Origin of the sequence: Streptomyces sp. NPDC085481 (genome assembly GCF_044541845.1) — a bacterium.
Classification (GTDB): Bacteria; Actinomycetota; Actinomycetes; order Streptomycetales; family Streptomycetaceae; genus Streptomyces.
This window is the reverse complement of record NZ_JBITTJ010000002.1, coordinates 571,431-585,409: the sequence shown is the minus strand read 5'-3', so window position 1 is coordinate 585,409 and position 13,979 is coordinate 571,431. Positions and strand designations below refer to the sequence as shown.

General features: G+C 70.6%; 14 protein-coding genes. 7 read left to right on the top strand and 7 right to left on the bottom strand.

From position 1 onward, the window contains the following. Position 1: 1 nt before the first annotated feature. Positions 2-691: an ABC transporter permease gene (locus tag ACIGEZ_RS08530; RefSeq protein ID WP_399827441.1), complete on the bottom strand. Its 690-nt coding sequence runs from the start codon at positions 689-691 to the stop codon at positions 2-4. Positions 692-831: 140 nt separating this feature from the next. Between ACIGEZ_RS08530 and ACIGEZ_RS08525 the strand changes: the two genes are divergently transcribed. Then, positions 832-1,893 (top strand): ABC transporter ATP-binding protein, encoded by a 1,062-nt coding sequence (locus tag ACIGEZ_RS08525; protein ID WP_399827439.1) that lies wholly within the window; start codon positions 832-834, stop codon positions 1,891-1,893. Here the strand turns inward: ACIGEZ_RS08525 and ACIGEZ_RS08520 are convergent. Further along, positions 1,880-2,992 (bottom strand): alpha/beta hydrolase, encoded by a 1,113-nt coding sequence (locus ACIGEZ_RS08520; RefSeq protein ID WP_399827436.1) that lies wholly within the window; start codon positions 2,990-2,992, stop codon positions 1,880-1,882. The genes ACIGEZ_RS08525 and ACIGEZ_RS08520 overlap by 14 nt on opposite strands. A 174-nt stretch (positions 2,993-3,166) precedes the next feature. On the opposite strand from ACIGEZ_RS08520, the gene ACIGEZ_RS08515 reads away from it, so the two are divergent. The 6 genes from ACIGEZ_RS08515 to ACIGEZ_RS08490 all read left to right on the top strand — a co-directional run bounded on the left by ACIGEZ_RS08515 (position 3,167) and on the right by ACIGEZ_RS08490 (position 8,042). After that, the gene (locus tag ACIGEZ_RS08515; protein WP_399827433.1) at positions 3,167-5,008 is read left to right on the top strand and encodes a phosphatidylglycerol lysyltransferase domain-containing protein; all 1,842 of its coding nucleotides are present in this window, start codon (positions 3,167-3,169) and stop codon (positions 5,006-5,008) included. 88 nt (positions 5,009-5,096) lie between these two features. Next, on the top strand, positions 5,097-5,957 hold the full coding sequence (folP, locus tag ACIGEZ_RS08510; RefSeq protein ID WP_399827431.1) for a dihydropteroate synthase: 861 nt from the start codon (positions 5,097-5,099) through the stop codon (positions 5,955-5,957). A gap of 62 nt (positions 5,958-6,019) precedes the next feature. Beyond that, entirely contained in the window at positions 6,020-6,418 is a 399-nt protein-coding gene (locus ACIGEZ_RS08505) for a nuclear transport factor 2 family protein (protein WP_399827611.1), read from the top strand. 121 nt (positions 6,419-6,539) lie between these two features. Beyond that, entirely contained in the window at positions 6,540-6,899 is a 360-nt protein-coding gene (gene folB / locus ACIGEZ_RS08500) for a dihydroneopterin aldolase (protein ID WP_132917724.1), read from the top strand. Next, positions 6,896-7,495 carry a 2-amino-4-hydroxy-6-hydroxymethyldihydropteridine diphosphokinase gene (gene folK / locus ACIGEZ_RS08495; protein WP_399827428.1) on the top strand — a complete coding sequence of 200 codons (600 nt, stop codon included), beginning with the start codon at positions 6,896-6,898 and terminating at the stop codon, positions 7,493-7,495. The genes folB and folK overlap by 4 nt, the downstream gene beginning before the upstream one ends. Positions 7,496-7,544: 49 nt before the next feature. Then, on the top strand, positions 7,545-8,042 hold the full coding sequence (locus ACIGEZ_RS08490; RefSeq protein WP_399827426.1) for a DUF3180 domain-containing protein: 498 nt from the start codon (positions 7,545-7,547) through the stop codon (positions 8,040-8,042). Between the two features lie 15 nt (positions 8,043-8,057). Here the strand turns inward: ACIGEZ_RS08490 and folE are convergent, their stop codons facing one another. The 5 genes from folE to ACIGEZ_RS08465 form a co-directional block, all read right to left on the bottom strand. Beyond that, positions 8,058-8,663: a GTP cyclohydrolase I FolE gene (folE, locus tag ACIGEZ_RS08485; RefSeq protein WP_399827424.1), complete on the bottom strand. Its 606-nt coding sequence runs from the start codon at positions 8,661-8,663 to the stop codon at positions 8,058-8,060. A gap of 104 nt (positions 8,664-8,767) precedes the next feature. Continuing rightward, a complete protein-coding gene (ftsH, locus tag ACIGEZ_RS08480; protein WP_399827420.1) occupies positions 8,768-10,792 on the bottom strand; it encodes an ATP-dependent zinc metalloprotease FtsH in 2,025 nt (674 codons plus the stop codon). Between the two features lie 197 nt (positions 10,793-10,989). Further along, complete coding sequence (gene hpt, locus ACIGEZ_RS08475; protein WP_064067358.1) at positions 10,990-11,529, bottom strand: hypoxanthine phosphoribosyltransferase; 540 nt, start codon at positions 11,527-11,529, stop codon at positions 10,990-10,992. A 41-nt stretch (positions 11,530-11,570) separates the two neighbouring features. Beyond that, positions 11,571-12,587, bottom strand: coding sequence for a tRNA lysidine(34) synthetase TilS (tilS, locus tag ACIGEZ_RS08470; RefSeq protein WP_399827418.1), 1,017 nt, complete (start codon positions 12,585-12,587; stop codon positions 11,571-11,573). A 196-nt stretch (positions 12,588-12,783) separates the two neighbouring features. Further along, positions 12,784-13,932: a zinc-dependent metalloprotease gene (locus ACIGEZ_RS08465; protein WP_399827415.1), complete on the bottom strand. Its 1,149-nt coding sequence runs from the start codon at positions 13,930-13,932 to the stop codon at positions 12,784-12,786. Positions 13,933-13,979: the final 47 nt, after the last annotated feature.

Below are 13,979 nucleotides of genomic sequence, written 5' to 3'. Positions count from 1 at the left end.
CTCAGGCACCTCCCGCCCGCACCGCGCGTACGCGGGTCCAGGGCGTGAGGAGCCGCTGCAGGCCGAGGAGCAGCAGGTCGGCGAGGACCGCGAGCGCGACGCACAGCACGGCGGCGGTGAGCACCTGGGCCTTGAAGAAGGTGGGCAGCGCGTCCTCGATCAGGTTGCCGAGGCCGCCGCGGCCGACGATGGAGCCGACCGTGGTGAGCGCGATCGTGGAGACCGTCGCCATCCGTATGCCGGCCATCAACGCGGGCAGCGCGAGCGGGAGTTCGACCTCCCACAGCAGCCGCCCCGACCCGTACCCCATCCCCCTCGCCGCCTCCCGGGTCTCCGCGGGGACCGCCGCGAGCCCGGCCAGGATGCCGCGCACCAGGATCGTCAGCGAATACAACACCAGGCCCGTCACGACCAGCGCCGACGAAAGCCCGAGGAAGGGCAGGAGCAGCGAGAACATCGCGAGCGAGGGGACCGTGTAGAGCAGGGTGGTCAGCCCGAGCACGGCACCGGCCAGGCGCGGTCGCGCCCGTACGAGGAGGGCGAGCGGAAAGGCGACGGCGATCCCGAGGAGCACCGACACGACCGTGATTCCCACATGCTGGACGGTGGCGTCGGTCAGCTCCTGGGAACGGGTGCGCAGATACTCCCCGCAGATCCAGTCATTCGTCACCAGGCAGTTCGCCGCGGACATACGCACCCCCCCTTCCCACGCGCCTCCGAATGTCCGTGTGGCGACCCTAACCCCCGCCACTGACAATCACCGAGGAGAGCCACGATGTGGAAATACTTCCTTCACACAATGCGGGCCGCGAGGGTTCAGAATGGGGAACCATGATCCGGTTCGAGCAGGTGACCAAGCGGTACGAAGACGGCACGACCGCCGTCGACGACCTCTCCTTCGAGGTCGCGGAGGGGGAACTCGTCACGCTCGTCGGCCCGTCGGGCTGCGGCAAGACCACCACGATGAAGATGGTGAACCGGCTCGTCGAACCCACCGGGGGCCGCGTCCTGCTCGGCGGCGAGGACGTCTCCACCGTCGACCCGGTCCGGCTGCGCCGCACCATCGGCTACGTCATCCAGCAGGTCGGCCTCTTCCCGCACCGCACCGTCCTCGACAACACCGCCACCGTCCCCGCCCTGCTCGGCTGGAAGAAGGCCAGGGCCCGCGAGCGCGCCGCCGAACTGCTCGACCTGGTCGGCCTCGACCCCGCCGTCTACGGCCACCGCTACCCCGAGCAGCTCTCCGGCGGCCAGCGCCAGCGCGTCGGCGTGGCCCGCGCGCTCGCCGCCGACCCGCCGGTCCTGCTCATGGACGAGCCCTTCGGCGCCGTCGACCCCGTGGTCCGCGAACGGCTCCAGACGGAGTTCCTGAACCTCCAGGCCACCGTCCGCAAGACGGTGCTGCTCGTCACGCACGACCTGGACGAGGCCGTCCGGCTGGGCGACCGCATCGCCGTCTACGGGCAGGGCCGCATCGAGCAGTTCGACACCCCCGCCACCGTGCTCGGCGCCCCCGCCACCCCGTACGTCGCCGACTTCGTCGGCGCGGACCGCGGCCTCAAGCGGCTCGCCGTCACCCCCGTCACCGAGACCGACCTCGAGCCGGCCGCACCGGCGGACGGCCTCGCGAAGGCCCGGCTCCCCCTCGGCGCCTCCCTCAAGGACGCCCTCGCCGCCCTCCTCCAGGACGACACCGGACGGATCGCCGTCCACGCCCCCGACGACCCGGCCCGCACCCTCGGCGCGCTCACCACGGCCGGCGTCCACCGGGCCCTGCGCAGGAGCACGACCGAGGGCACGGCGGACCGCACGGCGAAGGGCCCGGCGCAGGCCCCGGCAGAGACCGCGCCGGAGGGCCCGGCAGACGGCCCGGCGGAGATCAGCTCGCGCTGAGCCGGCTGCTCATCCAGACCAGACCCGGCGGGATCTCCCGGTTCCAGGTGTTGAAGTTGTGCCCTCCGCTCTCCAGCGTGATCGAGGAGACCCGGGCGGGCGCCTTCACCTTCTTGATGAAGGCGCGCGTACCGGTGAGGTTCCCCTCGCCCTTCCGGGAGGTCGTCACCAGGAACGACGACTTCCCCTGCCGTACGTGGTCCAGGCTCCACAGCAGGTCGGCCCGCTTCTTCTCGGCCTTGTCGCCCTGGAAGAGGTCACCGGTCGTCACGTCGTCCGCCGCCTGGTAGTACGCCGAGAAGCCGGCGCCCGCCGAGAAGCGGTCCGGGTGGTGCAGCGCGATCTTCAGCGCGCAGTAGCCACCGGTCGAGTTCCCCATGAAGCCCCAGTTCCGCGGCTTCGTGCCGACCCGGTACGTCTCCGAGATCGCCTTCGGCAGGTCCTCCGCGAAGAAGGTCTCCGTCTGCGGGCCGCCCGGGACGTTCACGCACTCGGTGTCCCGGGGCGGCGCCACGGTCGGCCGCAGCATCACCAGGATCATCGGCTGCATCTTCTTGTCCTTGGCCTGCTGGAAGGCCGTCTTCGGGTACTTCAGACCCTTCAGCAGGTTCTCCGCCGTGCCCGGGTAACCGGTCAGCACCACCGAGGCGGGGAAGGTCGACTTCGCGTACCGGGCCTGGAAGTACTCCGGCGGCAGATAGACGTAGGCCGGCGAGTCGATCTTCGACTTCTCGCCCGCTATGACGACCTTCTGTATCTGCCCGCCGACCGACGGACGCCCGGCGCCCGGCACGTCGAGCGCCTGCGTGCCGACCACCTTCACGTCCCTGGAACCGGCCGAATGGTCGACGACCACGCCCATGTCCTGCTCCTGGCCGAACAGGTCCGCCCAGGAGCCGTAGAAGAGGAAGGAGTTGTTGGCGGCCAGACCCACCGACGCGAACAGGGCCAACTGGGTGGCGAGCAGCAGCCCGACCCGCCCCAGAACGGACCTCCAGCCGCCGCGCGCGAGCCGCGGCCACAGCCAGATCGTGGCGACGAAGAGCACCACGGCCAGCGCAACCGCCACGGCGAGGACTTTGTTGCTGGTGAGACCCATGAGACGTCCGAGCTTTCTTCCTGATATTTCCCTGAGATTTCCCTGACGGGCAGTGAACCCGCCGCATCGCTGCTCCGTCCTAGAAGGCGCAAACCCCCGGTACGGCCCCGCCCAGCGCCGAGCGCCGTACCGGATCAACGATCTCTCGCGGAACCACGGGAAGCACGGGAAGCGATGTCTGTCACGGTAGATGGGGACAAATCCGGATCGGTTCCGGATCACGTACGCCGGATTCTGCGCGGACCCCGCCCCGAGCGGGTCCCCGCACTCGTCGGAACGGCCTGCACACTGATCGGCCTGATCGACGTCGCCGCGGGTGTCTTCCCGCGGTTCCGCACCAGCCGCATGCACGCGATCGCCGAGATACTGCCCGGCACCCTCGGGCCGCTCTCCGCCGCCCTCTCGCTCAGCGTCGGCATCCTGCTGCTCCTCCTCGCCCACGGCCTCAAGCGCCACAAGCGCCGTGCCTGGCGAGCCGCCGTCGTCCTGCTGCCGCTCGGCGCGGTCGCCCAGTTCGTCTGGCGCCACTCCGTACTCGGCGCAGTGCTCTCACTCCTCCTGCTCGGCCTGCTGGTACGCCACCGGAGCGAATTCGCGGCCCTGCCCGACCCGCGCAGCCGCTGGCGCGCGCTCGCCAACTTCGTCGTCCTGGGCGCCGGATCCATCGCCCTCGGCCTCGTCATCGTCAGCGCCCACCCGCGCCGCGTCGTCGGCAGCCCCAGCCTCACCGACCGCCTCGAACACGTCCTCTACGGCCTGTTCGGCATCGAGGGCCCCGTCGCCTACACCGGCAACGTCGACTGGACCGTCGGCTACTCCCTCGGCGCCCTCGGCATGCTGACCGCCCTCACCACCATCTACCTGGCCTTCCGGCCCGAGCACCCCGCCGCCCGGCTCACCGAGGACGACGAGACCCGGCTGCGCGCCCTGCTCGACAAGCACGGCGCCCGCGACTCCCTCGGCCACTTCGCGCTCCGCCGCGACAAGGGCGTCGTCTTCTCCCCCAGCGGCAAGGCCGCCGTCTGCTACCGCGTCGTCTCCGGCGTCATGCTCGCCAGCGGCGACCCCATCGGCGACGTCGAGGCCTGGCCCGGCGCCATCGAACGCTTCATGGACGAGGCCAAGGCCCACTCCTGGACCCCCGCCGTCATGGGCTGCTCCGAGACCGGCGGCCAGGTCTGGACCCGCGAGACCGGCCTCGACGCCCTCGAGCTCGGCGACGAGGCCGTCGTCGACGTCGCCGACTTCTCCCTCTCCGGACGTGCCATGCGCAACGTCCGCCAGATGGTCAAGCGCATCGAACGCAACGGCTACACCACCAAGGTCCGCCGCGTCGCCGACCTCAGCGACGGCGAACTCGCCCGCGTCCGCAAAGCCGCCGAGGACTGGCGCGGCACCGACACCGAGCGCGGCTTCTCCATGGCGCTGGGCCGCATCGGCGGCCCCGGCGACGGGGAGGCGGTCATAGCGACCGCACACAAAGAGGACGACGAGGGAAACGAGTCCCCCTACGGCGACCTGAAGGCGATCATCCACTTCGTCCCCTGGGGCACCGACGGCATGTCGCTCGAGCTCATGCGCCGCGACCGCAGCGCCGACCCCGGCATGAACGAACTCCTCATCGTCGCCGCCCTCCAGAGCGCCCCCCGCATCGGCATCAAGCGGGTCTCCCTCAACTTCGCCATGTTCCGCGCCGCCCTCGCCCGCGGCGAGAAGATCGGCGCCGGCCCCGTGCTCCGGCTGTGGCGCGGACTGCTCGTCTTCCTCTCCCGCTGGTTCCAGATCGAGTCGCTGTACAAGTTCAACGCCAAGTTCCAGCCCCGGTGGGAGCCCCGCTTCGTCGTCTACCGCAAGAGCCGCGACCTGCCCCGCATCGGCTTCGCCGCCATGCAGGCCGAAGGCTTCGTCAACCTCTCCCTGCCGCGCCCCTTCACCCGCCGCTCGCACGCCGCGACCCCGCGCCCGTGCGCGCACATCGTCCCCTCCCAGGCCGAGCACGAGATCCGCGCGGCGTGACAGCGCGGGCCCCGGCGGGCGGGACCAGGGCCGAGGCCCCGAAGAGACCCGGGGGCCCACCCCGGCCTCCGGGCCCTACGCTGGACGCATGAGTACGACGATCGACCGGGGCACGGCGCTCGGCCTGCCGGAGTGGGACCGCTGCGCGGTCATGGGCGTGGTCAACGTGACCCCCGACTCCTTCTCCGACGGCGGCCGCTGGTTCGACACCACGGCCGCCGTCAAACACGGCCTCCACCTCGTCGCCCAGGGCGCCGACCTCGTCGACGTCGGCGGCGAATCCACCCGCCCCGGCGCCAGCCGCGTCGACGAGGAGGAAGAGCTCCGCCGCGTCATCCCCGTCGTCCGGGGCCTCGCCGCCGAAGGCGTCACCGTCTCCGTCGACACCATGCGCGCCACCGTCGCCGCCCGCGCCGTCCAGGCCGGCGCCGTCCTCGTCAACGACGTCAGCGGCGGTCTCGCCGACCCCGCCATGATCCCCGCCGTCGCCGCCGCCGAAGTCCCCTTCGTCGTCATGCACTGGCGCGGCTTCAGCGACAAGATGAACAGCCTCGCCGTCTACGACGACGTCCTCGGCGAGGTCCTCACCGAACTCCGCACCCGCATGGAAGCCGTCATCGACGGCGGCATCGCCCCCGAGCGGATCGTCCTCGACCCCGGCCTCGGCTTCGCCAAACTCGCCCCGCACGACCTCGCCCTCGTGGCACACCTGCCCCAGCTGCGCGCACTCGGCCGCCCCCTCCTCGTGGCCGCCTCCCGCAAGCGCTTCCTCGGCCACGTCCTCGCCCACGAAGGCGCCGCCCCGCCCCCCGCCCGCGAACGCGACGCCGCCACCGCCGCCGTCTCCGCCATCGCCGCCCACGAAGGCGCCTGGGCCGTCCGCGTCCACGAGGTACGGGCCACCGCCGACGCCGTACGCGTCGCCAGAGCCGTCGAAGGAGCCGCGTGACCCGCGCCCGCCACGCCGACAGAGCCGCCGTCGAAGCCGCGAACACCGCCTTCTACGAGGCGATGGAGCAAGGCGACTTCGACGGCATCACCGACCTCTGGCTCGACGACGGCGCCACCCCGATCTCCTGCGTCCACCCCGGCTGGCCCGTCCTCACCGGCCGCGGCGAGGTGCTCCGCTCGTACGCCCTGATCATGGCGAACACCGACTACATCCAGTTCTTCCTCACCGACGTCGAGATCTCCCTCGCCGGCGACGTGGCGGTCGTCACGTGCACCGAGAACATCCTCAGCGGCGGACCCGCCGAGGACGGCGCCTCCCTCGGCCCCCTCGTCGGACAGCTCGTCGTGGCCACGAACGTGTTCCGCCGCACGTCGGAGGGGTGGAAGGTGTGGTCCCACCACGGCTCCCCGGTGATCCCCGAATCCGACGACAACGACGGCGAGGACACCGCCGACTGAGCGCCCCGCCCCGAGCCGCCGACCCGGCTGTCGGTGCCCGCAGGTAGATTCGGTGCTGGACACCCGGCCGTCCGCACCCGGCTGCGTGGCCACCCGAACTACGACAGCAGGAGTGATTCGCGTGGATCGTGTCGCGCTGCGCGGCCTCAAGGCCCGAGGACACCACGGCGTCTTCCCCAAGGAACGCGAGGAGGGCCAGACCTTCATCGTCGACCTCACCCTCGGCCTGGACACCCGCGCCGCGGCCGCCGGGGACGACCTGACGAAGACCGTGCACTACGGAGTCGTCGCGGAAGAAGTCGTCGACGTCGTCCAGGGCGAACCGGTCGACCTCATCGAGACGCTCGCCGAGCGCATCGCCCAGCAGTGCCTCAAGCACGCCGGCGTCCAGGAGGTCGAGGTCGTCGTCCACAAGCCGGACGCGCCGATCACCGTCCCCTTCGACGACGTGACCGTCACCATCACCCGGAGCCGCGCATGAAGCCCCAGCACAGCGATCCGACCGTGCAGCCCGTCCCGGCCGCGGTGACCGCCGCCGTCGACGCCGCCGACGTCACCCTCTCCAACCCCAAATGGGCCGTCCTCGCCCTCGGCGCCAACCTCGGCAACCGCCTGGAGACCCTCCAGGGCGCCGTCGACGCCCTCGAGGACACCCCCGGCCTCCGGGTCAAGGCCGTCTCCCCCGTCTACGAGACCGAGCCCTGGGGCGTCGAGCCCGGCTCCCAGCCCTCGTACTTCAACGCCGTCGTCCTCGTGAAGACCACCCTGCCCCCCTCCTCCCTCCTGGAGCGGGCACACGCCGTCGAGGAGGCCTTCCACCGCGTCCGCGAGGAGCGCTGGGGCGCCCGCACCATCGACGTCGACATCATCACGTACGCCGACGTCATCTCCGACGACCCCGTCCTCACCCTCCCGCACCCCCGCGCCCACGAGCGCGCCTTCGTCCTCGCCCCCTGGCACGACGTGGACGCCGGAGCCCGGCTGCCCGGCCACGGCCCGGTCGCCGACCTGCTCGCCGCCCTCGGCCGCGAGGGCGTGGTCCCCCGTGTCGACCTGGAACTCCGGCTGCCCGAGTAATCGTTAGTCTCGGGGCAGACCCCCGCTCGGACCACGCGAAGGACACCCGGTGAAACAACTGCGGCTCAAGGTGCTCGCCGGACTGTTCGTCGCGGCCGGGATCCTCTCCTGGGGCGCCGCCCGGCTGTGGGACGCGGTCGGCACCCTGCCCAGCGTGCCCCTGGCCGCGCCCATCGTCCTGGCCTCCATCGCCGTCGTCCTCACCGCCACGGCCCTGTCGCTCCGCGCCCGCCTCAAGGCCCAGCGCGAGCGCCGGCCCGGCGCCAAGGGCGTCGAACCCCTCATGGCCGCCCGAGCCGTCGTCTTCGGCCAGGCCAGCGCCCTGGTCGCCGCCCTGGTAGCCGGCATGTACGGCGGCACGGGCGTCTTCCTCCTCGGCTCCCTCGACATCCCGGCCCGCCGCGACCAGGCCATCTACGCCGCCTTCGCCGTCCTGGCCGCCATCGGCGTCATCGCCGCCGCCCTCTTCCTGGAACACGTCTGCAAGCTCCCGGAGGACGAGGACAACGCAACAAACGGCGAAGGCCCGGGCCGAGCCCGGGCCTGAGGCCGGCAAGGGGCGTCAACGCGCCATGATCAGGCTCATCGCCTCGGCGCGGGTCGCGGGGTCGCGCAGCTGACCGCGGACCGCCGAAGTGATGGTCTTGGCGCCCGGCTTGCGGATGCCGCGCATCGACATGCACATGTGCTCGCACTCGAAGACCACGATCACGCCGCGCGGTTCCAGGATCTCCATCAGGGAGTCGGCCACCTGGGTCGTGAGCCGTTCCTGCACCTGCGGGCGGCGGGCGTAGACGTCGACGAGCCGGGCCAGCTTCGACAGACCCGTGATCTTTCCCGTGGTCGACGGGATGTAGCCCACGTGGGCCACGCCCCGGAACGGTACGAGATGGTGCTCACATGTCGAGTACACCTCAATGTCCCTGACCAGCACCATTTCGTCATGGCCGATGTCGAACGTGGTGGTCAGGACGTCCTCGGGCTGCTGCCACAGACCGGCGAATATCTCCTTGTACGCCCGCGCCACCCGCGCCGGGGTCTCCTGGAGGCCCTCGCGGTCGGGGTCCTCGCCGACCGCGATGAGGAGCTCCCGTACGGCGTTCTCGGCGCGCTTCTCGTCGAACTCGCCGATCGTGCCCTCGCCGTCCAGCGTCACCGGGTCGGTCATCTGTGCCTCGTTCCGTCTGTCTGTGCATGGCGCGAAAAGAGCCGCGCCCCCACAGGCTAGAACCTGTGAGGGCGCGGCATCCATTCCGGATAGGGGTTCCCGGGTCAGGCGTCCGGGGTTTCCTCCGGGGCGATGTCGATCGCCTTGGTGGTGTCGACCGGGGTCGTCGCCGACGAGGAGCCGTTGGCGCTGTTGGTCAGGGCCAGCTCCTTCGGGGAGAGGACCGGCGGGCGGGTGGAGGGGGTGCGGCGGGCGGAGCCCGTCCAGGCCGGGCGGGCCGGGCGCTTGACGATGGGGGCGAAGATCTCGGCGATCTCCTCCTTGCCCAGCGTCTCCTTCTCCAGGAGCTGCAGGACCAGGTTGTCGAGGACGTCGCGGTTCTCGACCAGGATCTCCCACGCCTCGTTGTGCGCGGTCTCGATGAGCTTCTTGACCTCTTCGTCGACCAGCGCGGCGACCTCTTCCGAGTAGTCGCGCTGGTGCGCCATCTCGCGGCCGAGGAAGGGCTCTGTGTTGTCGCCGCCGAACTTGATGGCGCCGAGCCGCTCGGTCATGCCGTACTGGGTGACCATCGCGCGGGCCGTGGCGGTGGCCTTCTCGATGTCGTTGGCTGCACCCGTGGTCGGGTCGTGGAAGACCAGCTCCTCCGCCGCGCGGCCGCCCAGCATGTAGGCCAGCTGGTCGAGCATCTCGTTGCGCGTGGTGGAGTACTTGTCCTCGTCCGGCAGGACCATCGTGTAGCCCAGGGCGCGGCCGCGGGACAGGATGGTGATCTTGTGGACGGGGTCGGAGTTCGGCGAGGCCGCCGCGACGAGGGCGTGGCCGCCCTCGTGGTACGCGGTGATCTTCTTCTCCTTGTCCGACATGATGCGGGTCCGCTTCTGCGGGCCCGCGACCACGCGGTCGATCGCCTCGTCCAGCGCCGGGTTGTCGATCAGCTTCTTGTCGCTGCGGGCGGTGAGCAGCGCCGCCTCGTTGAGGACGTTGGACAGGTCCGCGCCGGTGAAGCCGGGGGTCCGGCGGGCGACGGCGCCGAGGTCGACGTCCGGGGCGACCGGCTTGCCCTTCTGGTGGACCTTGAGGATCTCCAGGCGGCCCTGCATGTCGGGTCGGTCGACGGCGATCTGGCGGTCGAAGCGGCCGGGGCGCAGGAGGGCGGGGTCGAGGATGTCGGGCCGGTTGGTGGCGGCGATCAGGATGACGCCACCCTTCACGTCGAAGCCGTCCATCTCGACGAGCAGCTGGTTGAGGGTCTGCTCGCGCTCGTCGTGTCCGCCACCGAGGCCAGCGCCGCGGTGGCGGCCGACCGCGTCGATCTCGTCGACGAAGACGATGGCCGGGGCGTTGGCCTTGGCCTGCTCGAAGAGGTCGCGGACGCGGGAGGCGCCGACGCCGACGAACATCTCGACGAAGTCGGAGCCGGAGATCGAGTAGAACGGGACGCCCGCCTCGCCGGCGACGGCGCGCGCGAGGAGGGTCTTGCCGGTGCCGGGCGGGCCGTAGAGCAGCACACCCTTGGGGATCTTGGCGCCGACGGCCTGGAACTTGGCCGGTTCCTGCAGGAACTCCTTGATCTCGTGGAGTTCCTCGACCGCCTCGTCCGAGCCCGCGACGTCGGCGAAGGTCGTCTTGGGGGTGTCCTTGGTGATGAGCTTGGCCTTGGACTTCCCGAAGTTCATGACCCGGGAGCCGCCGCCCTGCATCTGGTTCATCAGGAACAGGAAGACGACGACGATGAGGACGAAGGGCAGCAGCGAGAGCAGGACCGAGACGAACGGCGACTGCTTCGTCGGGGAGACGGTGTAGCCGTCTTCGATCTGCCCGGCTTCGAACTTCTCCTGCAGCTTGTCGGCGAGGTCGGCGCCCTGGGTGCCGATGTAGCTGGCCTGGACCTTGCTGCTCTTGTCGATCTTCTGGCCGTCGATGAGCTCGATCTTGACGACCTGATCGTCACCGGTGGTGAGCTCTGCTGATTTGACCTGGTTCTTGTCGATCGCCTGGACGACCTTGCCGGTGTCCACCGTCTTGTAGCCCTCGGACGAGCCGACGACCTGCATCAGCACGACCACGGCGAGGACGGCCAGCACGATCCACATGACCGGCCCACGGAAGTATCGCTTCACGTCCATCCATACGGGGCGCGGTGCGCCCCGTCCCTCCTGCCCGTAGGTGAATGCTGCTGTTTAAAGCTGCGTTTGGTTGAGCTGCGTAATGACGCTATGAGAAAAGCTGTTCTTCGGACGGTACCCCAGCATTGTCACCCGCGGCCGTCTTCCCTTGCTTCAACGGTGGGAAGACGGTGCGGGTTCCCCTGGGGCCGCGGCCCTCAGCCGCCGTAGACGTGCGGGGCGAGGGTGCCGACGAACGGGAGATTGCGGTACTTCTCGGCGTAGTCGAGGCCGTATCCGACGACGAACTCGTTGGGGATGTCGAAGCCGATCCACTTCACGTCGATGGCGACCTTGGCGGCCTCCGGCTTGCGCAGGAGGGTGCAGACCTCCAGGGAGGCCGGCTCGCGGGAGCCGAGGTTGGACAGCAGCCACGACAGGGTGAGGCCGGAGTCGATGATGTCCTCGACGATCAGGACGTGCTTGCCCTTGATGTCGGTGTCGAGGTCCTTGAGGATGCGGACCACGCCGGAGGACTGGGTGCCGGCGCCGTAGGAGGAGACGGCCATCCAGTCCATGGTGACGGGGGTGGACAGCGCGCGCGCCAGGTCCGCCATCACCATCACGGCGCCCTTGAGGACACCGACGATGAGCAGGTCCTTGCCCGCGTACTCTGCGTCGATCTTCGCGGCCAGCTCGGCCAGCTTCGCGTCGATCTCTTCCTTGGTGATGAGCACCGACTTGAGGTCGGTGCCCATGTCCTTCTCGTTCACCCGGGTCACTTTCGTTGCAGCTTGCGTCAGCCTTGCCGAATGACCAGTCTGCCACCCTGGCGGCGTGCCTCGACGCGGCCGGGCAGGTTGATGGCTCCTTGGCCGCGCCAGCCGGTGATCAGCCGGTCGACCTCTTCGATGTGGCGGGCGAAGAGGGAGCCGGCGGGGGCGCCTTCGGCGATCATGGCGCGGCGCAGCACGCGGCGGCGGACGGCGGGGGGCAGTCCGTGGAGTTTGGCGCACTCGAGCCGGCCGGTCTCGTCGCGTACGTGGGCCTCGGCGTCGGCGGCCCAGGAGTCGAGGGCGTCGGCGTCGTCGCGGGACAGCTGGGCCGTCCGGGCGAGGGCTTCGACGACTCCCTTGCCGAGCGCCTTCTCCAGGGCGGGGAGCCCTTCGTGGCGCAGGCGGGAGCGGGTGTAGGCGGGGTCGCTGTTGTGCGGGTCGTCCCAGACGGCGAGTTCCTGGGCGATGCAAGCCTTGCGTACGGTCTGCCGGTCGAGCTCCAGGAAGGGGCGGCGGTAGCGGCCTGCGGTGCCGGAGACGGCGGCCATGCCGGACAGCGAGCGGATGCCGGAGCCGCGGGCGAGGCCGAGCAGGACGGTTTCGGCTTGGTCGTCGCGGGTGTGGCCGAGCAGGATCGCGGTGGCCCCGTGGCGTTCGGCGACGGCGTCGAGGGCGGCGTAGCGGGCGTCGCGGGCGGCGGCTTCGGGGCCTCCGTCACGGCCGACGGTGACCGTGACGGTCTCGACGGGGTCGAGGCCGAGGGCGGTCATGCGGTCGGCGACTTCGCGGGCGCGCTGCTCGGAGCCTTCTTGGAGGCCGTGGTCGACGGTGATGCCGCCGGCGCGGAGGTCGAGTTTGCGGGCTTCGAAGGCGAGCGCGGAGGCGAGTGCCATGGAGTCGGCGCCGCCGGAGCAGGCGACGAGCACGAGGGGGTGCCGGCCGGGTGTGGCGCTCGGGGTGGTCTGGTGCTCGGTGAGGACGTCGTGGAGTACGCGGCGGACCGCCAGGCGTATCGCCGCGACCGCAGGATGGGGACCCATGTCCGGTGCCCTTCGTGATGGGGTGGGGTGCCTCGGTCGGAGTCTTAACGGTCGGAAGTGGGGGTTCGGTCACTCAGAGTGCGTCGATGGTGACAGAACCTGGCCGTTACCCGAGCATTGCACGCCTTACCCGTCGCCTACGGTCCCTCGGATGGGTGATTGGTGGGGTGCTCTTCCGTCATGCGACGCACCTGTCTCATGAGTCTGCCTTACGGTGCACCCTCGCCACCCAGTCGGCGGGGGCGGCGATCTCGGCCTTGGTGGGGAGCGTGTTGGGCGAGGTCCACACGCGGTTGAAGCCGTCCATGCCGACCTGGTCGACGACGCCGCGCACGAAGCGTTCGCCGTCGCGGTACTGGCGCAGTTTGGCGTCGAGGCCGAGGAGTTTGCGCAGGGCGAGGTCGAGGCGGGAGGCGCCGCGGGCGCGGCGCTGCTGGAACTTCTCGCGGATCTCGGCGACGGAGGGCACGACGTCGGGTCCCACGCCGTCCATGACGTAGTCGGCGTGGCCTTCGAGCAGGGACATGACGGCGGTGAGGCGGCTGAGGATCTCGCGCTGTTCGGGGGTCTGGACGAGTTCGACGAGGGAGGGGGCGGGTTCGTCCCGTTCGCCTTCGGGGCGGCCGCCGGCGAAGGCCTGGGCGGCTTCGCGGAGGCGTTCGACGACGGTCGAGGGGTCGACGTCGGTGGCGGCGAGGAATGACTGGATCTCGCCCTGGAGGTGGTCGCGCAGCCAGGGGACGGCGGTGAACTGGGTGCGGTGGGTCTCCTCGTGGAGGCAGACCCAGAGCCGGAAGTCGTGGGGGGAAACGTCGAGCTCGCGTTCGACGTGGACGATGTTGGGGGCGACGAGCAGGAGCCGGCCGGCGCCGTCGGATCCGGCGGGCAGTTCGCGGGTGGCGGGGGCGAAGGTCTCGTACTGGCCGAGGATGCGGGAGGCCAGGAACGACAGGAGCATGCCGAGTTCGACGCCGGTGACCTTGCCGCCGACGGCGCTGAGGACGGCGCCGCCGGCGGAGCCGGAGCGGCGTTCCTGCATCTTGTCGAGGAGCGGGGAGAGCAGTTCGCGGAAGCCGGCGACGTTGGCCTTGATCCAGCCGGCCCGGTCGACGACGAGGACGGGCGTGTCGGTGATGTCGGCGGGGTCGTGGCCTTCGGGGATCATCCGGGTGTAGGCCCGGACGTGCTCTTCCGCGGCCTTGGCGTGTCTGCGGAGTTCGGCGACGACCTCGCGGGCCTCGTCCCGGCTCACCTCGGGTCCCGGGCGCACGAGGCGGGTCGCCGTCGCGACGGCGAGATTCCAGTCGACCATCCCCGATGTGCCTGCACCACCGATGCTCGTCATGCGTCAACGGTACGTTCTCGGCGCCTGTTCGGTGAGGCTTCGGACGA